General features: G+C 71.5%; 19 protein-coding genes. 12 read left to right on the top strand and 7 right to left on the bottom strand.

Going from position 1 to position 20,807, the window contains the following annotated elements; translation table 11 throughout:
• Positions 1 to 22: 22 nt before the first annotated feature.
• Both ACFVU3_RS13880 and ACFVU3_RS13875 read right to left on the bottom strand, forming a co-directional pair.
• Positions 23 to 916: an RNA polymerase sigma-70 factor gene (locus tag ACFVU3_RS13880; protein WP_390066103.1), complete on the bottom strand. Its 894-nt coding sequence runs from the start codon at positions 914 to 916 to the stop codon at positions 23 to 25.
• A 37-nt stretch (positions 917 to 953) separates the two neighbouring features.
• Positions 954 to 2,225, bottom strand: a complete 1,272-nt coding sequence (locus ACFVU3_RS13875) for an NAD(P)/FAD-dependent oxidoreductase (RefSeq protein WP_390066102.1) — start codon at positions 2,223 to 2,225, stop codon at positions 954 to 956.
• 176 nt (positions 2,226 to 2,401) lie between these two features.
• On the opposite strand from ACFVU3_RS13875, the gene ACFVU3_RS13870 reads away from it, so the two are divergent.
• Complete coding sequence (locus ACFVU3_RS13870; protein WP_390066101.1) at positions 2,402 to 3,010, top strand: SMI1/KNR4 family protein; 609 nt, start codon at positions 2,402 to 2,404, stop codon at positions 3,008 to 3,010.
• Positions 3,011 to 3,299: 289 nt separating this feature from the next.
• Here ACFVU3_RS13870 and ACFVU3_RS13865 read toward each other — a convergent pair whose 3' ends face one another.
• Positions 3,300 to 3,752, bottom strand: coding sequence for a winged helix-turn-helix transcriptional regulator (locus tag ACFVU3_RS13865; RefSeq protein WP_390066100.1), 453 nt, complete (start codon positions 3,750 to 3,752; stop codon positions 3,300 to 3,302).
• Positions 3,753 to 3,917: 165 nt separating this feature from the next.
• On the opposite strand from ACFVU3_RS13865, the gene ACFVU3_RS13860 reads away from it, so the two are divergent.
• A complete protein-coding gene (locus ACFVU3_RS13860) occupies positions 3,918 to 5,117 on the top strand; it encodes an MFS transporter (protein ID WP_390066099.1) in 1,200 nt (399 codons plus the stop codon).
• Positions 5,118 to 5,326: 209 nt separating this feature from the next.
• On the opposite strand, the gene ACFVU3_RS13855 is transcribed toward ACFVU3_RS13860, so the two are convergent.
• Positions 5,327 to 6,400, bottom strand: coding sequence for a hypothetical protein (locus ACFVU3_RS13855; protein ID WP_390066098.1), 1,074 nt, complete (start codon positions 6,398 to 6,400; stop codon positions 5,327 to 5,329).
• A 527-nt stretch (positions 6,401 to 6,927) separates the two neighbouring features.
• Between ACFVU3_RS13855 and ACFVU3_RS13850 the strand changes: the two genes are divergently transcribed.
• A complete protein-coding gene (locus ACFVU3_RS13850) occupies positions 6,928 to 7,761 on the top strand; it encodes a UbiA family prenyltransferase (protein WP_390066097.1) in 834 nt (277 codons plus the stop codon).
• 166 nt (positions 7,762 to 7,927) lie between these two features.
• On the opposite strand, the gene ACFVU3_RS13845 is transcribed toward ACFVU3_RS13850, so the two are convergent.
• Together ACFVU3_RS13845 and ACFVU3_RS13840 are read right to left on the bottom strand one after the other, a co-directional pair.
• Positions 7,928 to 8,815, bottom strand: a complete 888-nt coding sequence (locus ACFVU3_RS13845; RefSeq protein ID WP_390066096.1) for a helix-turn-helix domain-containing protein — start codon at positions 8,813 to 8,815, stop codon at positions 7,928 to 7,930.
• A 37-nt stretch (positions 8,816 to 8,852) separates the two neighbouring features.
• Positions 8,853 to 9,773, bottom strand: a complete 921-nt coding sequence (locus tag ACFVU3_RS13840) for a helix-turn-helix domain-containing protein (protein ID WP_390066095.1) — start codon at positions 9,771 to 9,773, stop codon at positions 8,853 to 8,855.
• 245 nt (positions 9,774 to 10,018) lie between these two features.
• On the opposite strand from ACFVU3_RS13840, the gene ACFVU3_RS13835 reads away from it, so the two are divergent.
• The 4 genes from ACFVU3_RS13835 to ACFVU3_RS13820 all read left to right on the top strand — a co-directional run bounded on the left by ACFVU3_RS13835 (position 10,019) and on the right by ACFVU3_RS13820 (position 13,379).
• Entirely contained in the window at positions 10,019 to 10,804 is a 786-nt protein-coding gene (locus ACFVU3_RS13835) for an SDR family oxidoreductase (RefSeq protein ID WP_390066094.1), read from the top strand.
• 38 nt (positions 10,805 to 10,842) lie between these two features.
• Positions 10,843 to 11,775 carry an alpha/beta hydrolase gene (locus ACFVU3_RS13830; RefSeq protein ID WP_390066093.1) on the top strand — a complete coding sequence of 311 codons (933 nt, stop codon included), beginning with the start codon at positions 10,843 to 10,845 and terminating at the stop codon, positions 11,773 to 11,775.
• 116 nt (positions 11,776 to 11,891) lie between these two features.
• A complete protein-coding gene (locus ACFVU3_RS13825; RefSeq protein WP_390066092.1) occupies positions 11,892 to 13,058 on the top strand; it encodes a low temperature requirement protein A in 1,167 nt (388 codons plus the stop codon).
• A gap of 138 nt (positions 13,059 to 13,196) precedes the next feature.
• Positions 13,197 to 13,379, top strand: coding sequence for a hypothetical protein (locus tag ACFVU3_RS13820; protein WP_390066091.1), 183 nt, complete (start codon positions 13,197 to 13,199; stop codon positions 13,377 to 13,379).
• 536 nt (positions 13,380 to 13,915) lie between these two features.
• Here the strand turns inward: ACFVU3_RS13820 and ACFVU3_RS13815 are convergent.
• Complete coding sequence (locus ACFVU3_RS13815; protein WP_390066090.1) at positions 13,916 to 14,278, bottom strand: YciI family protein; 363 nt, start codon at positions 14,276 to 14,278, stop codon at positions 13,916 to 13,918.
• Between the two features lie 540 nt (positions 14,279 to 14,818).
• On the opposite strand from ACFVU3_RS13815, the gene ACFVU3_RS13810 reads away from it, so the two are divergent.
• From ACFVU3_RS13810 to ACFVU3_RS13790, 5 genes are all read left to right on the top strand, one after another.
• Positions 14,819 to 16,207, top strand: a complete 1,389-nt coding sequence (locus ACFVU3_RS13810; RefSeq protein ID WP_390066272.1) for an alanine racemase — start codon at positions 14,819 to 14,821, stop codon at positions 16,205 to 16,207.
• Between the two features lie 61 nt (positions 16,208 to 16,268).
• Positions 16,269 to 17,249 carry an ornithine cyclodeaminase gene (locus tag ACFVU3_RS13805; RefSeq protein WP_390066089.1) on the top strand — a complete coding sequence of 327 codons (981 nt, stop codon included), beginning with the start codon at positions 16,269 to 16,271 and terminating at the stop codon, positions 17,247 to 17,249.
• Complete coding sequence (locus tag ACFVU3_RS13800; protein ID WP_390066088.1) at positions 17,246 to 18,682, top strand: MATE family efflux transporter; 1,437 nt, start codon at positions 17,246 to 17,248, stop codon at positions 18,680 to 18,682. The genes ACFVU3_RS13805 and ACFVU3_RS13800 overlap by 4 nt, the downstream gene beginning before the upstream one ends.
• Positions 18,679 to 19,821: a histidinol-phosphate transaminase gene (gene hisC, locus ACFVU3_RS13795; protein ID WP_390066087.1), complete on the top strand. Its 1,143-nt coding sequence runs from the start codon at positions 18,679 to 18,681 to the stop codon at positions 19,819 to 19,821. Before ACFVU3_RS13800 ends, hisC begins: the two co-directional genes overlap by 4 nt.
• A complete protein-coding gene (locus tag ACFVU3_RS13790) occupies positions 19,818 to 20,801 on the top strand; it encodes a PLP-dependent cysteine synthase family protein (RefSeq protein WP_390066086.1) in 984 nt (327 codons plus the stop codon). The genes hisC and ACFVU3_RS13790 overlap by 4 nt, the downstream gene beginning before the upstream one ends.
• The last annotated feature ends 6 nt before the right edge of the window (positions 20,802 to 20,807 follow it).

The raw sequence follows: 20,807 nt of genomic DNA, 5'->3' as shown, positions 1-20,807 counted from the left end.
GGCGAGGAGCCGCGGCTCCGTCCTACCGGGTGAGCGGGGTCTCGGAGTCGAGGTGCGTGAGTTTCTCGGGATTGCGCACGAAGTAGAGGCCGGTGATGCGGGTGTTCTCGACGCGGACGGCCATGACGCCGTCGAGGGCGCCGTCCACGTGGGCGGCGAGTGCGGGGCTCCCGTTGACGAGGGTGGGCGTCCAGGTCACGGTGGCCTGGAGCCTGGCGGTGCCGCCGAGGTAGAAGCGGACGATCTTCTCGGCGCCGACGACCGGGTGCAGGGCCGCCTTCTTGAGGCCGCCGCCGTCGCTGAGCAGCACCACGTCGGGGGCGAGGACATCGAGAAGGGCCTGCGGGTCGCCGGTTTCGATGGCGCGCCGGAAGGACTCCATGGCTGCGCGGGCCTCACCGAGCGATGCCGTGGTGCGGGGACGGCGGGCACCGACGTGTTTGCGGGCGCGGTGTGCGATCTGGCGGACCGCGTCGGGGCTCTTGCCGACGGCCTCCGCGATCTCGTCGTAGCCGACCTCGAAGACCTCCCGCAGCACGAAGACCGCCCGCTCGGTCGGAGCGAGGCTTTCCAGGACGAGCATCATCGCCATCGACATGCTCTCGGCCAGTTCGGTGTCCTCGGCCACATCCGGCGTGGTGACCAGTGGCTCGGGGAGCCACGGGCCGACGTACGCCTCGCGTCGTCGCTTGACGGTGCGCAGCCGGTTGAGCGCCTGCCGCGTCGCGATCCGCACCAGATACGCCCGCTGGTCACTCACCTGCCCGAGGTCCACGGTGGCCCAGCGGAGCCAGGTCTCCTGAAGGACGTCCTCGGTGTCGGCCGCCGATCCGAGCATCTCGTAGGCGACGGTGAAGAGCAGGTTCCGGTGGGCGAGGAACGCTTCCGTCGGCAGGTCGGTGGTGTCGCCGGCCACCTCAGGGCCTCCCTTCAGGGAGGGACGGCAAGAGGGCTCAGCCACGGGCGGCCGTTCCGCTTCCGGCCGGGCGGACCGGCGTCTCGTCGCTCGACACCGGCGTCCCGGCCAGGCGCTGCTTCCGGGTGGGGAGGCCGAAGGTGGGGTGGGAGGTGGTCCACAGCGACATGCGGAGGATGCCGGCCTTGATCAGCGCCGCCTTCCGCCCGCCCAGGTACTTCGGCTTGGCCTGCGCGTCATGGTCGACCGTCTGGAGGATGCCGTCGTGGCGTCCGAGGCTGATGTGGTTGCCGACGTACTCCAGCCCGGTCTGCTTGACCTCGCCGCCGGTCAGGCGGGCCACGATCGCGGTGGTGGCCTGACGGCCGGTATAGCCGGCCGAGGCACAGGACATCGGCAGGGTGAGGCCGTTGTCGCCGAGGGCATGCGCGCTGTCGCCGACGGCGTAGACGTCCGGGTGCGACACCGAGCGCATGGTGCGGTCGACGACGACCCGGCCGTCGCCGGACACCTGGAGACCGGCGGCGGCGGCGATCGGGGCGACCGCGAACCCGGCCGTCCACACGGTCGCGTCGGACAGCAGGGCGGTGCCGTCCGCACACAGCACCCGTCCCGCTTCGACGGCTTCCACGCCGGCGTGCTCCAGGACGGTGATGCCGAGCCGGTCGCAGGCCCGGCGCAGGTGCTCTCGGGCCCCCGTGGACAGCGGGGTGGCCAGCTCGCCGCGGGCGATCAGAGTCACCGAAAGGCCGGGGCGGGACTCGGCGATCTCGGTGGCGGTCTCGATTCCGGTCAGCCCGTCACCGACGACGACCACCTTCCCCCCGGTGCCCTGCGCCTCCAGACCGTGCAGGCGGTCGCGCAGCCGCAGCGCGGAGGGCCGGCCGGCGACGTCGAAGGCATGCTCGGCGACGCCGGGGACACCATGGTCGGCGCCGTGGCTGCCGAGCGCGTAGACGAGCGTGTCGTAGCCGGCCTCGCCGTCGCCGTCGCCGTCGGTGCCGGTGTCGGTGTCGGTGTCGTCCACGGTGACGACCCGGTGTTCGAGGTCGACGCCGGTGACCCGGCCCAGGCGCAGCCGGATCCCGGTCCCCGCGAAGACGTCGGCGAGCCGCGGTGCTTCGATCTCCTGGCCGGCCGCGAGCTGGTGCAGCCGCAGCCGCTGTACGAAGTCCGGCTCTGCGTTCACCACGGTGATCTCGGCGTCCGCCGGCGCCAGCCGCCGTGCCAGGGTCCCCGCGACGTAGGCTCCGGCATAGCCGGCGCCGAGGACGACGACGCGGTGCTTCCTGCTGTTCCTGTCAGACATGGCTTCCTCCTCGGTCTCAAGGCGTTCGGCCACAAGACACCGGACCACCGCCCCCTGTGACACCGAGTGACCCGGATCACCTTTGCGGCGATGCGGCGATGCGGCGATGCGGCGATGGGGCGGGGGCGGTAGGCGGGTGGGGCCGCGGCCCCACCCGTCGCGGCTAACCTCGCCGCATGAAGATCGACTGGAGGGCGGAGTACCTCCGCCTCTTGGACGGCCGCCGGACCGGGCTCCCGGACCTGGAAGCCGTGCGGCGGGAGGGCTTTCCGCTGGAGCGGAGGCTGACCGAGGCGAACCTGCGGGAGGCGGAGGCGGAGCTCGGGATCACGTTTCCGGTCGAGTACCGCGAGCATCTCCTGCGGCGGGGAAATCCCGAACGGGGGTTCAAGCAGCTGTGGCGCGGACCGCGGGGCTGGGGCTGGTACGGCGACACAGGCACCAACTACGACCTGCTGAACGAGCCGTTCCCGCACCCCGACTCGTACCGCGCCTACGACGAGGAACTCGACGAGCGCGAGCCGCCTCGCGAGGAGGCGGAAGCATGGGAAGAGTGGGACTGCGAGGGCGGGGTGCTGCAGGAGCGCAAGACGGCCGGCGCGGTGTACCTCCAGGAGGGCGGCTGCGGCTTCTCCACCCTCCTCGTCGTCACGGGTCCGCACCGAGGCGAGATGTGGTTCGACGGCCGCGCCACCTGTGACCAGATCCTGCCGCTGAGGTGGGCCGGCCGGCCCGTGTCCTTCGGCGAGTGGGTCGAGCGGGGGATGAGCCTGTCCCCGTGGTGAACCGAGAGGCCGCGGATCCCGCCGGCACATGAGCCCTGGCGAACACTGCTGAGAGCCGGGCGAGCCCAGGCAGCGTGCCGTGGACGCCCAGGACGGAGGGCGGGTACGGGTCGCCGAAATGCGGGCGGGCCAGTACCTCGGCCCGGGCGCGACCCCCGCGTCCACTCTGCCGGTCGCCCCCCGAGGCCGCGACGGCGAACCGGCCCGCGTCCACGGCAACCACGGCACGGCGGCACCGAACCGGTCCGTCGGCCGGACAGGGGGTGGGACGCTGCCCATCGGCGTCGTATCAGTCCGCGGGGAGCTTGTGCACCACCGTGTCGCCGGGGTCGATGGTCCTTCCGTCTTCGGCCTGGACGGCCAGCGGACGCAGGGGGCGGCCCTGTCTGCGGTCGACGAGTTCGGAGTGGGCTTCCCCGGGGGCGAAGAAGTGCGCCTCGCCCCACTGTCGCAGCGCGACGATGACGGGGAAGAGGGCCTTGCCCTTGGGGGTCAGCACGTACTCGTGGTAGGCGCTGCCGTCCGACGCGGGCACGGACTCGAGGACGCCGCCGGCGACCAGGTCGCGCAGGCGCGCGGTGAGGATGTTCTTCGCGACGCCGAGGCTGCGCTGGAACTCCCCGAAACGCCGGCTCCCGTCGAAGGCGTCTCGCACGATCAGCAGGGACCACCAGTCGCCGATGGCGTCGACCGATCGCGCGACAGGGCAGTCGCTGTCGTCGAAGCGCGTCCTCTTCACCATGCCCGTCACCCTCTCCTTGGTTGCAACATGCTACCAAGAGGGGATAGCGTCCCATGTGGTAGCAAGTTGCAACCAGATGCGAGGGAGGGGTGCGGAATGGTCCGCGACCGCAGAACGGAGACCGATGCGGCAGGTGCGGGGCAGGGCGGTGCCCCGCACCGGGATGTGGGCACCTCCGATCCCGTCCTGCCCAAGCGCCTCGTCGCGCTCCTCGCCCTCGCCTGCGGATCGGCCGTCGCCAACGTCTACTTCGCCCAGCCGCTCCTCGTGACCATGGGCCACGACCTCGCGATGACCCCGGCGCTCGTCGGTGGTGTCGTCACCCTCACGCAGGTCGGGTACGGCGCCGGGCTCCTTCTGCTCGTCCCGCTCGGGGACGTGGTCGCACGCGGCCGGCTCGTGGTGGCGCAGCTGCTGCTCCTCGTGGTGGCCCTCGTCGCCGTGGCCACCGCCCGTACCGCCTCGGCGCTCCTCGCCGGCCTGGCCGCGGTCGGATTCCTCGCCGTGGTCGCGCAGACGCTGGTCGCCTTCGCCGCGTCGCTCGCCGGCCCCGCCCGGCGCGGGCGTGTCGTGGGCGTGGTGACCAGCGGGATCGTCATCGGGATCCTGCTCGCCCGGACGGCCTCCGGCCTCATGGCCGACCTCGCCGGATGGCGCTCGGTGTACCTGGCCTCCGCCCTGCTCACCGTCCTGCTCGCCCTGATCCTGCACCGGACCCTCCCGCGCCCCGCCGCCGCACCCGCGTCGCTGCGCTACGGCCGACTTCTTCGCTCGACCCTCACGCTCTTCGCGGCGGAACGGATGCTCCGGATCCGGGCCGTGCTCGGCATGCTGATCTTCGCCGCGTTCAGCGTCCTGTGGAGCAGTGTCGCGCTGCCGCTCAGCGAGGCCCCGTACCGGCTCTCCCACACGGCGATCGGGGCGTTCGGCCTGGTCGGAGCGGTGGGAGCGGTGGCCGCGTCGGTGGCGGGCCGTCTGAACGACCGGGGTCTGTCGCGCTGGACGTCCGGCACCGGCCTGGCGCTGCTCACCGCATCCTGGCTGCCACTGGCCTTCACACGGTCCTCGCTCTGGGCGCTGGCGGCCGGAGTGGTCGTCCTCGACCTCGCCGTGCAGGCGGTCCACGTCACCAATCAGACCCTGATCTACGAACTCCGCCCCGACGCGGGCAGCCGCCTGATCGGCGGATACATGGTCTTCTACGCGACCGGAAGCGCCACCGGAGCCCTCGCCGCGACCTCGCTCCACGCCGCGGCCGGCTGGGGCGCGGTCTGCGCCCTGGGCGCAGGCATCAGCGGCGCCGCGTTCCTGCTGTGGGCCCTCACGACCACCAGAAACGAGAGTTCACCGCGGCGTCGCCCCTGACGCGGGACGATGCGCGTGTTCCCCGTACACCGCCGGGGATCCGGCGCCGGTGACCGCCGCGGTCGGAGAGGGCCTGGCCGTCGGCGGTGTTGCGCGCCGCCGGGGCTTTTCGGGCGCCTGCCGCTTCAGCCCTGCCTTCCGCGCCGCGTACGGCCGGTCGCCCAGCGCGCGGCAGGCGACATGATCGGGCGATTGCCGGCGAGTGACCTCTACGCGTCACGGATGGAGCGGGCACGGTTCCCGTCGGCCAGGCGCACGGGGGGTGTCGTACGCAGGGCGCTCATCGCGAAGACGGTGGTGAGGTAGGACGAGCCGAAATAGACGGGGAAGCGCCCCATCCGGTAATAGGCGGCGGGCGGCCAGGAGCCGTCGGGGCGCTGGCACTCGGTGAGCAGGCTCTGGCGTTCCTCCTGGCCGGTGGTGATGCCGAGGTGATCGGCCGCCAGCGTCCGCAGGGCGGTTTCCAGAGCGTTGGCGGGCGTGCGGGCGGTGGCCGCCATGCTGGTGTCGCGTTCGGCCAGAGCCCTGCGTGCGGGCGCGGCCAGGGCTGCGGCGCTGGCCGGGAAGCGTCCGCACAGACGGGAGAGGGCATACAGGAAGGCGTCGGGGGAGGGGTAGTAGCGAGTGCCGGCGAGATAGCGGCCCGAGTCGAGATGGTGGGCGAGGCGGCGGGTCGTCGCGTCGACGACCGCACGGGTCCGTGCGGTGTCCGGCGCGGCCAGGAGAAGCGTGTAGAGGGCGTTCGCGGCAGCCACTTCGTCCTGCTTGCGGCCCCGGCGCAGGGTCGCAGGTTCCTCGCCGTCCTCCCAGTACACCAGGAAGACGTCCTTGTTCAGTCGCTCGTTCCGGGGGTCCGGTGAGTGCCGGCCGGCGTGGGGCGGGGCTGCGGAACGCAGGAGCTCCAGTGCTCCCCGTTCGAGTCCTTCCTGGGTGAGCAGGCCGTGTGCGAAGAGGGCGCCCGTGGCCAGCGCGGTGCAGTCGGTGTCGGCCGGGAAGCCGCCGTCGCCCGGGAAGAACCGGAAACGGGCACGCCACCGACACGCCTTCACGTGGGTGGCGAGGCGGAGGATCAGATGCGGGTCCGCCTCGTTGAAGGCCGGGGGAAGGAGCGTCAGCGACACCATCGCCGAGAACGCCTCCCCGGCGAGATCGAAGCCGGGATCCACACCGAAGTGCTCGCGCAGGATCCCGCGGGCTCGCGCCCCGGTGAAGCCCTGTTCGAAGCGGGGGTCGAGGGACAGCAGCGCGGAGGGCGCGCCGGTCCGGCCGACCGAGCGGCTCACGAAGTCCAGCGCCCGCGCGGCCGCTTGCCGACGCTTGCCCGTCGCCGCCTGGGCCGGTGGTCCAGGTAGGGAGATCGTCACCTTTGGCCCGCCCTCATCCTCAACGCGTAGCGGAATGCCCGAACTGCCGGAAGGTCACCTTATGGTTTCGCACGCCTGTGACCAGCACCTCCACACCAGGCCCTCATCGCATCCGAGGCAATGGACGGCAGTAGGAACATCGGTACAGCGGTTGGCGCCGAGTCGGCGACGTCGCGCAATCTGGCGAGCAGGGGCACGGGGCAGCGTCGTGGTGGAAGGTCCGGGGGACTCCTGCGCGGACGGCGAGTTCGTCGCGCGTCACACCGAACGCTGGGACGGCGCCCCTTTCCTCACCGACACCCTCGTCGCGTGCAGTTCCGCCCCTGACCGCTTGCTGTGGAGGGGGCTGGGGGTGTGGGCGTTCGGCTGTCACCCCGGCGCGTCGACGTCGTTGGACGCATGTGCACTCTTCTCCACCACATCAGTCGGTCACCGCCCACGGTTCCATGCCCGGGTCCGTGCAGGGCCCCGGCCCCCGCCCCGGACCGTTCACCTTCCTCGCCTGGACCAACATCACCCTCGGTGCCAGCGCGGCGGCCTTCACCTGGGTCACCAGTCTGCTCCTGGAACGCCCTGGCGATCCGACGATCGCCGCTTTCGCCTTCCTCCTCATGGCGGCCTCGTACACCCGCGACCGCCTTCAGCCGGCACAGAGCGACGGGAGTACGCGCGCGGCCTGGATGGAGCGGAACCGCCGGCCGCTGACCTGGTGGACGTACGGTTGCGCGGCGGCACTGCTGCCGCTGGTCGTGCTGCGGCCGTGGTGCGCCGCGATGCTCGCGATCACGATGGTCACGGCCTGGCTGTACACGGCCCCCCTGGTCCCGTGGCGTGGCGAACGGCTCGCGGCCCGTCAGATCCCCCACCTCAAACTCCCGTACGTGATGGTCGTCTGGACACTGCTCTGCGTGCTGCTGCCGGCCGCGCAGCAGCACGCCCTGAACGATCCGCGCGCTTGGCTGCTGGCGCTCGCCGGCCCGCTGATCGGCAGCGTGACGGCGCTCCTGAACGACCTGCGCGACAGCGAGGCCGACCGGCGCGAGGGGACCCACACCCTGCCGGCAGTGCTCGGTGAGCGCCGCACCCGGCTCACCGCGTACACGCTGGCCGGCCTGGGTGCCCTCATCGGCCTGTTCCTCCAGCCGCTGCCGCTGCTGGTGTGGGCCGCGTACAACAGCGTCCTGCTGGCCCGTTACCGCCCCGTGCCGGGCGAACACCCCAGGCCCTGGGGCGATGCCCAGGGCCTGGTGGTGCTGGCCGCTGTTCTGGCGCTGAGCTGACGGCTGCCGGACGCATGGGAAGACCCTTCCCGTACCAAGCCGAAGACGCCGTTCGCGGATCCGCTGCGCCGGCCCGTCGTCCAGCCGCCGAAGAACCCTGGACCCACGTGTCGCCCAGCCCCACAGCGGCACCGCCCCCGCTCGTATGCAGCGCAGGCGAGGCCCGCTACGCGAGATCCTCGCGGGCGCCGCCGTCGAGGGCGAGAGCCGGGGCCGCCCGCTGTGCGGCGGCCGCCAGGATCCGCAGTCCCTTCTGGGAGGGACTGCCGGGCTGCGCGGTCCAGACGACGATGTGCTGGCCAGGGGCGGTCGAGCTGGTGAGGGTGTCCCAGTCGAGGGTGAGGGTGCCGGCGACGGGGTGGTGGAAGACCTTGTTGCCGGTGCCCTGGACGGCGACCTCCCGTGTCTGCCACCAGCGCTGGAAGTCGGCGTGGGGCGTCATCCGGGCCAGGAGGCGCTGGAGGCGGGGATCGCGCGGGCCGCGTGCGGTGTGCATGCGGAGGTAGGCCACGCACGACCGGGCTCCGGCGGCCCAGTCGCCGTAGCGGTCCCGCAGGGCGGAGTCGTTGAAGAGGAGCCAGACGTAGTTGCGGTCGGCTTCCGGGACCTCGGCGAAGTCCGTGAGGAGGGCGGCGGCGAGCCGGTTCCAGGCCAGCACGTCCATGGTGTCGGACAGGACCACGGCGGGGGACTCGGTGAGCTGGTCGAGGAGCCGGCGGCAGTGTTCGGTGACCTCCCGGCCCGAAGACGCGGGCTGTCCGCCCGGTGCGCGGCCGGCGAGCTCGAAGACGTAGGTGCGCTGGTCCTCGCTCAGGCGCAGGGCACGGGCGACGGCCTCCAGGACGGGCAGGGACGCCTGCATGCGTCCCTGTTCGATCCGGGTGTAGTAGTCGGTGCTGATGGCGGCGAGCTGGGCCACCTCTTCGCGGCGCAGACCGGCCACCCTGCGCTGGTTTCCGGGGTCGGGCAGGCCCACCTGGAGCGGTTCGAGACCGGCCCTTCGTGCCTTGAGGAAGGCGCCCAGTTCCTTCGGATCGCTGCTGCCGGTGCTCATGGTTCCAGTGTGACAGCGAGCGGTACGCGCCGGGGCGTCAATCCCGCGGAACACCGTCTCCGGCGGCGTCGTCCCCCGCTGCCGGAGATCGGTCCGCCGGAGATCGGTCCGCCGTTGGGCGGTTCGTCCAGGAGGCGAGGATCCGCAGCGCGTCGTGGGACGGAGAACCGGGTTCGGCGGTCCAGACGACGAGCTGCTGGTCGGCGTCCACGGTCGGGACGAGGGTGTCCCAGTCCAGGGTCAGCTCACCCACGACGGGGTGCCGCAGCACCTTGGTTCCCACCCCGCGGACGGCGACGTGGTGGGCGGCCCACCAGCGGCGGAAGTCGGCGTCCCGCACCGACAGCTCCCCGACGAGAGCGGCGAGCCGGGGATTCCCGGGATCCTTCGCGGCTTCCATGCGCAGCTGCGCCACACACGTGTGGGCGACATTCGTCCAGTCGGCAAACAGTTCCCGCATCCCGGGATCGGTGAAAAGCATGCGTATGTAGTTCCGGTTCTTCTCCGGAATGCTGGAGAAATCGCCGACCAGGGCCGCCGCGAGCGGATTCCAGGCAAGGATGTCCATGCGCCGCCCCAGAACGATTCCCGGGGTGGTCCCCAGGTCGTCCAGCAGCCTTCGCAGGCGCGGCTGCACCCTCTGAGAGGTACGGCGCGCCGCACGGGCCGGGGGGCGGCCCGCCAGTTCGAGCAGGTAGGCGCGCTGGTCGTCGTCCAGGCGGAGGACGCGGGCCAAGGCGTACAGGACAGGCGAGGACGCCTGTATGCGGCCCTGTTCGATGCGGGCGTAGTAGTCGGTGCTGATGGCGGCCAGCAGCGCGACCTCCTCACGCCGCAGGCCGTTCACGCGGCGGCGCCCCACGGTCTCGGGCAGCCCGACCGCACCGGGGCTCAGCTCCGCCCGGCGGGCTTTGAGGAAGGCCCCGAGTTCGTCGGGGCGCGACACGTTCGGGCTCATGGGCGCCAGTCTCCCCGGGACGCGACGCCGGAGACAGGGACAGTTCCCTCCCTGGATGGATCCTTCCAGGGAGGGAACTGTCCTCTGGTGGAGGAGAACGGTGCGTGCGACCGTCTTTCATGTGGCCCGGACAGAATTGCTGAGACTGACCGCCACATTCGGTCCGGAAGTGTTCCGGCCGTTCTTTCTCCGTACTCGACGGAAATCCCTGCGGCGCCTGTGCGCCTCGAAGGAGCTGGATTCTCATGCCGGACATCGACCTGCCGGACATCGACCGCGTTCTGGTCGTCGGGGCGACGGGCCGTACCGGCCGTCGCGCGGTCGAGGCGGCGGCCGCGCGCGGCCTCACTCCCGTGGCGCTGACCCGGGATGTCTCCAGGGCCCGCCGGCTCCTGCCGCCGGGCACCGAGATCGTGGCCGGAGACCTCACGGACCCGGACACGCTCACCCAGGCCGTCGCGGACGTCGACGCCGTGATCTTCGTCCACGGGTCGGACGACGACGGACGCCCCGAGTCCTTCGAACGCATCGACTACGGCGGCGTCGCCCACATCCTCGGCGCTCTCGAAGGGCGCCGCCCGAGGATCGTCCTGCAGACGACGATCTTCGTGACCCGCCGTGACCACGCCTTCAACGACGGCGGCCACGCCCTGGACTGGAAGCGCCGCTCCGAACGGCTCGTACGGCTCAGCGGCGCTCCCTACACGATCGTGCGCCCGGGCTGGCTGGATGCCGGCGAAGGCGGCACCCACCTGCGGATCGAGCAGGGCGACACCGGCGAAGGCGGCATCGGCCGCGACGTCCTGGGCGCGCTCCTGGTCGAAGCCCTGCTCGACGACACGGCGATCGGCCGGACCTTCGAGGTCTTCTCCGGCCCCGGCCCGGCCACCACCGACTTCACCGTCCTGTTCGCCGAGGCCGAACAGGACGCGCCCGGATCCCTCGACGCGGTCAAGGACACCGACAACCTCCCCCTGGACGCCGAACCTGTCCGCGTCGAGGACGACCTCGCGCGGCTGAGCACCCGCTGACCACCCCACCACCTGACGACACCAGCAGGAGCACCACGATGGACGCCATCACCTTCCCCAACGGCCCGATCACCATGGCGGGCAACCTCTACCTCCCCGATGGTCTCGACCGCACCACCCGCCACGCCGCCATCGTCGTCGTCCACCCCGGCGGCGGCGTGAAGGAGCAGGCCGCCGGCCTGTACGCGAGCAAGCTCGCCGAGCAGGGCTTCGTCGCCCTCGCCTTCGACGCCTCGTACCAGGGCGACAGCGGCGGCGAGCCGCACCACCTGGAAGACCCCTACGCCCGCGTCGACGACGTCCGGGCCGCCGTCGACCACCTGCAGACGCTCGACTTCGTCGACCCCGAGCGCATCGGCGCCCTCGGCATCTGCGCCGGCGGCGGCTACGCCGTCAACGCCGCGATGACCGACTACCGCATCAAGGCCCTCACCACCGTCAGCGCCGTCAACATCGGCACCAACTTCCGCCGCGGCTGGTACGGCACCGACTCCGACGCCGCCGCCGTCCCCACCCTCAGGGCCGTCGCCCAGCAGCGCACCGCCGAAGCCGCCCAGGGCGCCGAGCCCGCCTACCTGCCCTACGTCCCGGCCGAGCCGGACGAGAACACCCCCCGCGACCTGGCCGAGGCGAGCGAGTACTACCTCACCCCCCGGGCCCAGCACCCCAACGCGAAGAACAAGTTCCTCTTCACCAAGAGCGTCTCGCGGATCTTCACCTTCGACGCCTTCCACATGGTCGAGGACCTTCTGACCCAGCCCCTCCTCGTCGTCGCCGGCAGCGAAGCCGGATCCCTGTGGATGTCCACCGAACTCCACGGCCGCGCCCGCAGCCCCAAGAAGCTCCGGATCGTCGAAGGCGGCGCCCACATGGACTTCTACGACATCCCCAAGTACGTCGACCAGGCCATCGCCGAGGCCGTCCCGTTCTACGACGAACACCTGGCCGCCAAGCCCGCCGACCAGGGCTGAGCAACCGACGCCTTACGGGCAGGCGGCGGCCGGGCATTGATCTCCGGCCGCCGCCACACGGCCTTCGCCTCCTTCCGCCCCGGTGGTGGTCCGCCGACCCATAGGAGAGTCCGATCATGAGCAGCGTGCCCGAGTCGCTCAGACTGCGCCGGGAGGTCTCTCCGCTGGAGCTGTTCTACGACCTGGTCTTCGTCTTCGCGGTCTCCCAGCTCTCCCACCACCTCCTGGAGCACCTCACCTGGCGTGGCGCGGCGGAGACCGCGGTGCTGCTCGTCGCCGTCTTCGGCACCTGGGCCTACACCAGCTACGAGGCCACCCTCCTCGACGTCCAGCGCGACGTCACCCGGTGGATGATCGTCATCGTCATGGGCCTCGGCCTGTTCATGAACGCCGCGATCCCCGGCGCCTTCGAGGACCGGGCCTGGGCGTTCGTGATCCCGCTCCTCGCGATCCTCTTCTTCGCGGGCGCGGTCACGGCCCTGGCCGGCCGCACCGACGCCCTGCGCGAGCACTTCCGCCGCACCCTGGTCTGGATGGCGCTCTCCGCCCCCCTGTGGATCGTCGGCGCCGTGGTCGGCTCCGGCCCCCGCCTGTGGTGGTGGGCCGCCGCCGCGCTGATCGACCTCACCGGCACCTGGCTCGCCCACCCGCTGCCCGGCCGCACCCTCAGCGGCCGCGAGCTCGCCTTCGACGCCGAGCACATGCTCGAACGCCTTCGGCTGTTCTTCATCATCCTGCTCGGCGAGACCGTCCTCACCGCCGGCCGCGCGATGTCCGAAGCACCGGTCGACGTCCCCAGCGTGCTCGCGACCGCCGGCGTCTTCACCGCCCTGGTGTGCCTGTGGGCCGCCTACTTCGGCGGTGGCGAAGACGTCATCACCACCGCCGTCACCACCTCCGCCGACCCCGTGCGCTCCGTCCGGCTCGGAGTCAACAGCGCCTACCTGGTCCTGGCCGCCCTGGTCGCCCTCGCCGTCGGCAGCGAACTCGTCATCGCCCATCCCACCAGCCACGGCTCCACCACCCTCGCCCTCCTCCTCTTCGGCGGCCCCGCCCTCTACCTGGCCACCACCGCCTGGTTCTTCGGCACCACCGCCGGCGGTGCCTGGAAGGAGCGCCTCCTCGCCGCCGTCGCTCTCGCCGGCACCGGCGTGGCCGCCGTCTGGCTGCCCCCACTTGCCTCGCTCGCTCTCCTCGACATCATCCTCATCGCCACCGCGGTGATCCTCACCCGCGCCCACCGACGCCTGACCGGCTCCCTGCCGGCCGGGGCCACGGACTGAAGCGCGCGTCTGGAGAACCCGGACGACCGCACGGTCCGCAGGACGCCGCTGCTGTGGAGCGAAGCGGGCCACTGCGACTGGACCGGTCGCCTGTCCATGACGAAGGACGGCGTCCAGGCGTGGAAGGAGAACGGGGGCATGAAGACCGAAGCCACGCACTCGGGCGCCCGCACCCAGACCGACGGCTACCGGTGCCGGGGCAGCGGAAGCTACACCCTGACCCTCGACGCCATCACCATGAAGGTCTCCAACAACGGCGTCGTTGGTGAGGACCACACGGTGCCGATGAAGGCGGTCAGCGTCACCGAGAAGGGCTGCTGACCACCCCGCACCACAGCACCACGGCCTGTGCGCGAGCGCGCGGACCGACCCGTCGGCCTGCGCGCTCGCGCCGTGGAGGCCATCGCCGAAGGACGTGTCGACATTCCGACCGTCCACGGCACCCACACTCCCGACGGCCGACGGGCCGAGTTCTGGAGCAGGTCGCTGATCCGTGCGCTCGGCTCGCTCGTGATCGCGGCTGTTCTGGCCGCCTTTACCATCCGGGCCGGTGGCGCAGGGTGGTGGCCTCCGCGCCGTGCGAAGTACGCGGAGGCCACCCGATGCACGCTCACATGGAGCGTTACCGCGAAGGTACGTCTGCTGGGCCTTCGCCGCCCGACGACAACTCCATACGGGGCTGTCTCTGCGGGCGAGACCCGCCGGGCGCTGTGCCGGGCGGATGCGGAGAGGTACGTCGCTGCGGTGGACGCGCGGGCCGGAGAACAGCACCGCCCGCGTGGGCACAGCCCCTCGACGAGGCCGCGGCTCGTCCTGTCGTCCGCCGGGGGCGCGGAGCCCGGCGGGGCCGGGCCTCCTTACGCGTCGGATGTGGATGCGTGGAGGATCGGCCAGAGCTCGACCGGGTCCGTGTCGGCGATGGGCATGTCCGCGGCGATCTCCTGGGCGCGCTGGAGGTTGTCGCAGTCGAGGAGGTAGAGGGTGGCGATGTGTTCCTCGGTCTTCAGGTACGGGCCGTCGGTGACCGCCGGGGTACCGGCCTCGCGTCGTACGAGCTGGGCGAGGGCCGCGTCGGCGAAGCCGAAGGCGCCGATCAGTTCACCGGTCTGCCGGTACTTGGCGTTGAACGCCTCCTGGCGGGCGATCGCCTCGGGCCACGCCTCGGCCGGGAACGCGTCCCACTTGGCCTGGTTGCCGTAGATCATCGCGACGTACTTCATCTCGGGTGTCCTCCCCTTGGCGCGCGCCCTGCCGGCGCGCTGTCACCCCTTGGTCGGAGCCGGGAGCGGGGCCTCGACATTCGACGACACCTTTTCCGAAGTCTTTTTCATCCCCGCCGAACAGCCGAGGCGCGGGGAAGGACGGGTCTTTCCGGTCGGGAAGGTTCGGGCGGAGCGCGGCCGCGGCGTCGGTAGTCGCTGATGTGGGCTTGGTGCTGTCGTCGAGGTCTCCAGGACGACCGTGCCGGCCGCCTCCGTACTCGGCGCGCTCATGTCCGGCGGGTTCGGCAGGGCGTCGCGAACCCGCGTGAGCTGCCGAACGACGTGCCGATGCTCGCCCTGGCCGAGGTGGGAGCCCATGACGGACCTCGCCCTCGGACGTGCCTGGACCGCACCGGCGGCCTCGCAGTCGAACGCATTCGAGGAAACGAATGCCCGATTCGTGCTTCTACACCCCATTCGCGCCTCGCGGGAAGGGCTTTCAGGAAGGGCCCGTATTGAAAATGAGTGTCATCATCATATAGAAGTACGGACGTGCTCATCTCGCTACAGCGGTCGGAGCGCACGACGGCCGGAGTCCGGCCCTTCGCGCTGCCCGCACTACGTCACCCCACGGTCTCCAGGCTTCTGGCGGATCACCGTGCCTTGCTCGCCGACCTCCTCGACGGCCTGGGATCACCCCTGCACGTCGTCCTGCCCGAGATCTTCGAGGAGAACGTCGTCAGGCTCCGGCGGGTGTTCGCCGAGGCTGGCGCCGACGCGGAGATCCTGTTCGCCAAGAAGGCCAACAAGGCCGACTGCTATGTCAGATCGGCCGCGGCCCTCGGCGTCGGGGTCGATGTCGCCAGCTCCCCGGAGCTGGTCAAGGCGCTGGCCGGGGGAGTCCCCGGCCACCGGATCGGCGTATCCGGACCGGAGAAGGACGACACCTTGCACGCGCTCGCCGTCCAGCACGGAAGTCTGGTCGCGGTCGACTCGCCCGGCGAACTGCGCCGACTGGCCGATACGGCGCGCAGTGTGCGGCGCAGGGCGCGGGTGCTGCTGAGGTCCCGGACGGAGGGGCAGCCGGGAAGCCGCTTCGGAATGTCCGCCGGCGAGCGCGAGTCCGCCGTCACGCTCTGCGCCGAATTCGCCGAGCACATCGAGCTCCAGGGCTTCTCCTTCCACCTCAACGGCTACTCGGCGGCGGAACGGGCCGCGGCCGCGAGCGAGATGATCGATCACTGCCTGGACGCTCGTCGACGTGGCGCACCCGGCGCGGAACTCGTCGACATCGGGGGCGGGTTGCCGGTCCGCTACGTCGAACCCCGCCTCTGGGACGCGTTCCTCGCGCAGAACCACCCCGATCAGTACCACGCCGGCAAGGCGTTCAAGGACTTCTACCCGTACGGCGGCCAGACCGCCGACCAGGCGGCCCGCGCGATCATGACGTACCCGGTGGGGGACGGTGAGAGCCTGGCGGCGAAGGCGCGACGCCACGCCGTCCGCTTCCTGGTCGAGCCCGGCCGGGCTCTGCTCGACCAGGCGGGATTCACCCTCTACCGGGTGCAGCAGGTCGACGACCGGCGGGACACCGACGGGTACGCCATCGTCACCGCCGCGGGCAGCAGCTTCAGCCTCTCCGAGCAGTGGTTCAACAGCGACTACCTCCCGGATCCGCTGTTGATCTCCGCCGACCCGGTCGCCGACGAACCCTTCCCGGCCTGTGTCGCGGGCTCGACCTGCCTGGAGAGCGACATGGTGACCTGGCGCAAGATCGGATTCCCCCGGCCCGTGCGCCGCGGTGACCTCCTGGTCTACCTCAACACCGCCGGGTACCAGATGGACTCCAACGAATCGCCCTTCCACGACGCCGCGCTCCCCACGAAGGCCGTCCTCCGGCTTCACGAGGGCGCGGACGCGCCCCGCTGGCGCCTGGACGGGATCTGACGCATCTGGCGCGCCCCCCTGAACGACTCCCGCACGAACAACGACGAAGGAGAGACCCCGCATGCCACAGAAGTACGCCCTGCCAGGACAGTTGTGGCTCCTGCCGCAGTCCCAGCAGGAGAACCTCGACCTCGATCGCCGACAGGTGATCGCGGTCGTCGAGCGGGCCTACCGCGCGCTGCGCGAAGGCGGCTCGGACAACCCGGTGAAGACGATCGTCGACGGGCCCGACCACCGCTCGCTGAGCTACTCGATGGTGGCGAGGGACTCCGGGAGCGGCACCGTCTGCTTCAAGGCCGTCTACGAATTCGACCCGAGGCGGACGAAGGGTGCCTACGGCTTCCACTCGTTCGTCTTCCTCGTGGACGACACCACGGGGGCGCCGATCGCGCTGATGGACGTGGTGAAGCTCGGACCCCTGCGGTCCTCGGCCACCACCGCCCTGTTCGCCCGCGCCGCGTGCCCCGACGCCCGGACCGCGCTCGTCGTCGGCACCGGGGTCCAGGGCCAGGCGGCCCTGCCGATGCTCGTGGCGGCGATGCCGGAGCTGGAGCGGCTGCAGGTGTCCGGCACGTATCCCGAGGGGCTGCGAGCCGTCCAGGACAGCGTCGAAGGCCGCGAGGTCGAGATCGTCACGGACCTGAGGAAGGCCGCCGGCGAGGCGGACATCGTCATCGGCGCCGCGGGCCTCTCGGTCACGGAGGAGGTCCGGCGCGACTGGATGAAGCCCGGCTCGGTCGCCGTACTCCTCGGGTACGGCGTGCACGCGGACGTGTGCCACGGCGCGGACTACCGCATCGCCACCGACGCCGCCCAGATGCAAGCCACCTGCGACGACCTGCGGGGGCCGGACGGCAGCCTGCCGTCGGTCGACGCGCAGCTCCCCGACATCCTGCTCGGCCTGGCACCCGCCCGGCGCGGGCCGGAGGATGTGGTCTTCGCCTACAACAGCGGCATGGCGGTCACCGACGCGGCACTGGGCCGGTACGTGGCCGACCTCGCGCTGGCGGCCGGGCGCGGGGACAAGGTCGACTTCTGGTGAGCGCCACCGAGACGACCGGCACCCCCGAGGCGGGGTCGCCCAATGCCGGCCGGTGGGTCGGGAGGTCACGTGCGCTGCTCAAGCTCGCGTTCCCGCTGATCCTCACCAACTTCGCCTATGTCGCCCTGACCACGGTGGACATCGTGATGCTGGGCCGGCTCGGCGCGGTCGAGATCGCGGCCGCCGGTCTGGCCATCGCACTCTTCAACCAGCTCCGCACCACCGGCACGGGTCTGGTGACCGGGGTCAGCAACCTGGTGGCCGAGGCGCGCGTGCGGGACGACAGGGAGCGCGTCGGCGCGCTGCTGTTCGCGGGCTTCTTCTGGGCGACCGTCTGCGGAGCGGTCTTCTGCGTGGCGCTGCTGCTGATCGGCCCGCTGCTCGTCCTGCTGGGCCAGGACCCGGCGGTGGTCGACAAGGCGGGCGACTTCCTGATGGTCCTGGCGCCGGGCATGCTGCCCTGTCTGTGGTTCCAGAACCTCCGGCACTTCACCACCGGCCTGAAGCGGCCCGGCCCGCTGCTGGGCATCGCCCTGGCCTCGGTCGGCGTGACCATCGGTCTCAACTACGTCCTGATCTACGGGAAGTTCGGCCTGCCCGCCTTCGGGTTCGTCGGTGTCGCGATCGCCACGGTCACCGTGTTCCTGCTGTCCTTCCTGGCGTTCGTCGCGGTGATCCTGCGCGACGACACCCTCCGCCCGTACCTCGCCTCCCCCCACGCGCGGCGCTGGGACGGCGACGCGGTCCGGTCGGTCTGGCGCCTCGGGCTGCCGATCTCCGGCACCTACGCCTCGGAGGCCGGGTTCTTCAGCGTGCTGACCCTGGTCATCGGATCCCTGGGCGTCGAGGCGCTGGCGGCGCAGACGGCGCTGAACCAGATCGTCTACATCGTCTTCATGATCTCCGCCGGCCTCTCCCACGCGGCGTCGATCCTCATCAGCGAGGCCGACGGCCGCGGTGACCACCGGGAAGCACGAGGGCTGGGGCTGCTCGCCACCGCCTGGGGCGTGATCGTGACGCTGCTCGTCGCCGTCGTGTACCTGGCGATCCCGGACGCGATCGTGTCCCTGTTCCTCTCGGCCGAGCGCGCCGACAACGCCGCCGTCATCGCGCTGACCGTCACCGGTCTGCTGATCGCCGCCCTCATGCAGGTCTTCGACGCCACCCAGAACATCGGCAACGGCATCCTGCGCGGCATCGGCGACACCGCCGGGCCCTTCCGGATCTCCCTCGTCGGCTACTGGCTGATCGGCCTGCCCGCCGGCTACCTGCTCGGCGTGACCGCCGGCTGGGGCGTCGAGGGCGTCTGGACCGGCCAGACCATCGGCCTCGCCGCCACCGCCGCCCTCCTCCTCGCCGCCTTCCTGCGCCGCGTCGACCGGATCCACCGGGAGACGTCCGGCTCACCCGCACCGGAATCGGAGCCCTCATGAAACCTGTCCACGCACCGGCCTCCTCGGCCTCGCTGATCCGCCGGGAGGTGGCGGGGCTGCCCCGCTACGACCCCGGCGCCGACCCGGACGAGGTGGCCGCCCTCAGCGGCTCCGGCCGCGTCATCAAGCTCTCCAACAACGAGAACCCGTTCGGCGCCTCCCCGGCGGTCGCCGAAGCCGTCCGGAACGCCCTGGCCGACGGCGTCTCCCGCTACCCCGACCCCTCCGGGCGACGGCTCGCGGAGGCCATCGGGACGAGCCTGGACGTGCCCGCCGGACGTGTCGTGCTCGGCAACGGCTCGGAGAACATCCTGGAACTGCTCTGCCGGGCCGTTCTCGACCCCGGTGACCTCGTGGTCACCCAGGCGCCCGGGTTCAGCCTGCACGAGACCTTCCCCCGCGTCATGGGCGCCCGCGTCCACAAGGTCCCGGTCACCGACGGGTTCGGGTTCGACGCGGACGCCTGGCGCGACGCGCTCGCGGCCGGTCCCAAGCTCGTCTTCCTCGCCAACCCGTGCAACCCCACCGGCGCGACGCTCACCGCCGGCGAGCTGGAGCGGATCGTGGCCGCCCTCCCGGAGTCGGCCCTGCTGGTGCTCGACGAGGCGTACGGAGAGTTCGCCCGGTCCCGTCCCGGCTACCCGGACGGGGTCGAGGCCCTGCGCGGTCTCGGCCGGCCGTGGATCGTGCTGCGGACCTTCTCCAAGGCGTACGGTCTGGCGGGCGTCCGGGTCGGGTACGGCGTCGCCTCCGACGAGGCCCTGATCCAGGCCCTGGACCGGGTCCGTACCCCGTACAACGTCAACCATCCGGCGCAGGCGGCCGCGATCGCCGCGCTGGGGGACCACGCGCACCTGGCGGACACGGTCCGCCGCACCGCCCTGGAGACCGACCGGGTCTCCGGCCACCTGCGGGACGCGGGCCTGAACGTCGTCCCGTCCGCGGCCAACTTCCTCTTCATCGACACCGGCCGCCCCGCCGACCGCGTCGCCCGAGAACTCCACCGCGCCGGGGTCATCGTCAAGGCATGGCGCGAACCCGGATACGAGACCTACATCCGGGCCTCCCTGTCGACACCCGGGGACAACGACGTCTTCGTCCGGTGCCTGACCGAGATCTGCGCGAAGGGCACACTGTGATCACCACCAGGATCTCCGACCTGATCGGACGGACGCCGCTGCTCAAGCTGCCCCTCGCGGAGGGCGGGGCGACCGTCCTGCTGAAGCTGGAGCAGTTCAACCCCACCGGGACCGCCAAGATCCGCATGGCCAGGAACATGGTCGACGAGGCCGAGGAGGCGGGACTTCTCGCCCCCGGCGGCCGGCTGGTCGAGTCCACCTCCGGCAACACCGGGCTGGGCCTCGCGCTCATCGCCGCCGAACGCGGCTACAAGTTCACCGCCGTGGTCGACAACCACTCCAGCGTCGACAAACTGCGGGGCATGCGCGCCTACGGCGCCGACATCCTCAATGTCGCCGGGAACGAGGAGGGCCTCGCCACCGCCGAACGCGACACCGTGGCAGAGCGGCTCGCCGCCGAACACGGCGCGTACTGGACCGCCCAGCACCGCAACGAGGGCAATCCCAACGGCTACCGGCCGCTCGCCCGTGAACTCCACGACGACCTGGGCGACTCCATCGACTACCTGTACGGCGCCGTCGGCACCGGCGGTTCGCTCTGCGGCACCGGCCGCTTCCTCCGCGAACGCATCCCGGACCTGAAGATCATCGGTGTCGAACCGGTGGGCTCCGTCGTCTTCGGCGGCCCGGGAGCGCCCTACCACCAGTCCGGAACCGGCACGCCCGAGGGGTCGGAGATCGGCCGTGTCGTCGACTACGACGTCTTCGACGAGGGGCTCAAGGTCAGCGACTCGGAAGCCTTCGAGACGTGCCGCCACCTGGCCAGGCACTTCGGCATCATGATCGGCGGCTCGGCCGGCGGCGTCGTGTACAAGGCGCTGGAGCGGGCGCGGACCGCGCCCCCCGGCACCACGATCGTGGTCCTGGTCTGCGACGGCGGCGACAAGTACCTCGACACCGTCTTCGACGACGACTGGATGGCCGCCCACGGCCTGTTCGACGAGCAGGCCGCCCGCCGGCTGGCCGCGCTGCTGCGGTAGCCGCCG

This window comes from Streptomyces sp. NPDC058052, assembly GCF_042885515.1.
GTDB lineage: Bacteria > Actinomycetota > Actinomycetes > Streptomycetales > Streptomycetaceae > Streptomyces.
Note: the sequence above shows the minus strand (reverse complement) of the source record. Positions and strands in the feature narration are given on the sequence as shown.

What these genes read in the sequence shown, in the direction of transcription:
- ACFVU3_RS13875 (WP_390066102.1), bottom strand. Translation starts at nt 2,225, where the DNA reads ATGTCTGACAGGAACAGCAGGAAGCACCGCGTCGTCGTCCTCGGCGCC.
- ACFVU3_RS13870 (WP_390066101.1), top strand. Translation starts at nt 2,402, where the DNA reads ATGAAGATCGACTGGAGGGCGGAGTACCTCCGCCTCTTGGACGGCCGC.
- ACFVU3_RS13865 (WP_390066100.1), bottom strand. Translation starts at nt 3,752, where the DNA reads ATGGTGAAGAGGACGCGCTTCGACGACAGCGACTGCCCTGTCGCGCGA.
- ACFVU3_RS13850 (WP_390066097.1), top strand. Translation starts at nt 6,928, where the DNA reads ATGCCCGGGTCCGTGCAGGGCCCCGGCCCCCGCCCCGGACCGTTCACC.
- ACFVU3_RS13845 (WP_390066096.1), bottom strand. Translation starts at nt 8,815, where the DNA reads ATGAGCACCGGCAGCAGCGATCCGAAGGAACTGGGCGCCTTCCTCAAG.
- ACFVU3_RS13840 (WP_390066095.1), bottom strand. Translation starts at nt 9,773, where the DNA reads ATGAGCCCGAACGTGTCGCGCCCCGACGAACTCGGGGCCTTCCTCAAA.
- ACFVU3_RS13835 (WP_390066094.1), top strand. Translation starts at nt 10,019, where the DNA reads ATGCCGGACATCGACCTGCCGGACATCGACCGCGTTCTGGTCGTCGGG.
- ACFVU3_RS13830 (WP_390066093.1), top strand. Translation starts at nt 10,843, where the DNA reads ATGGACGCCATCACCTTCCCCAACGGCCCGATCACCATGGCGGGCAAC.
- ACFVU3_RS13825 (WP_390066092.1), top strand. Translation starts at nt 11,892, where the DNA reads ATGAGCAGCGTGCCCGAGTCGCTCAGACTGCGCCGGGAGGTCTCTCCG.
- ACFVU3_RS13820 (WP_390066091.1), top strand. Translation starts at nt 13,197, where the DNA reads ATGAAGACCGAAGCCACGCACTCGGGCGCCCGCACCCAGACCGACGGC.
- ACFVU3_RS13815 (WP_390066090.1), bottom strand. Translation starts at nt 14,278, where the DNA reads ATGAAGTACGTCGCGATGATCTACGGCAACCAGGCCAAGTGGGACGCG.
- ACFVU3_RS13805 (WP_390066089.1), top strand. Translation starts at nt 16,269, where the DNA reads ATGCCACAGAAGTACGCCCTGCCAGGACAGTTGTGGCTCCTGCCGCAG.
- hisC (WP_390066087.1), top strand. Translation starts at nt 18,679, where the DNA reads ATGAAACCTGTCCACGCACCGGCCTCCTCGGCCTCGCTGATCCGCCGG.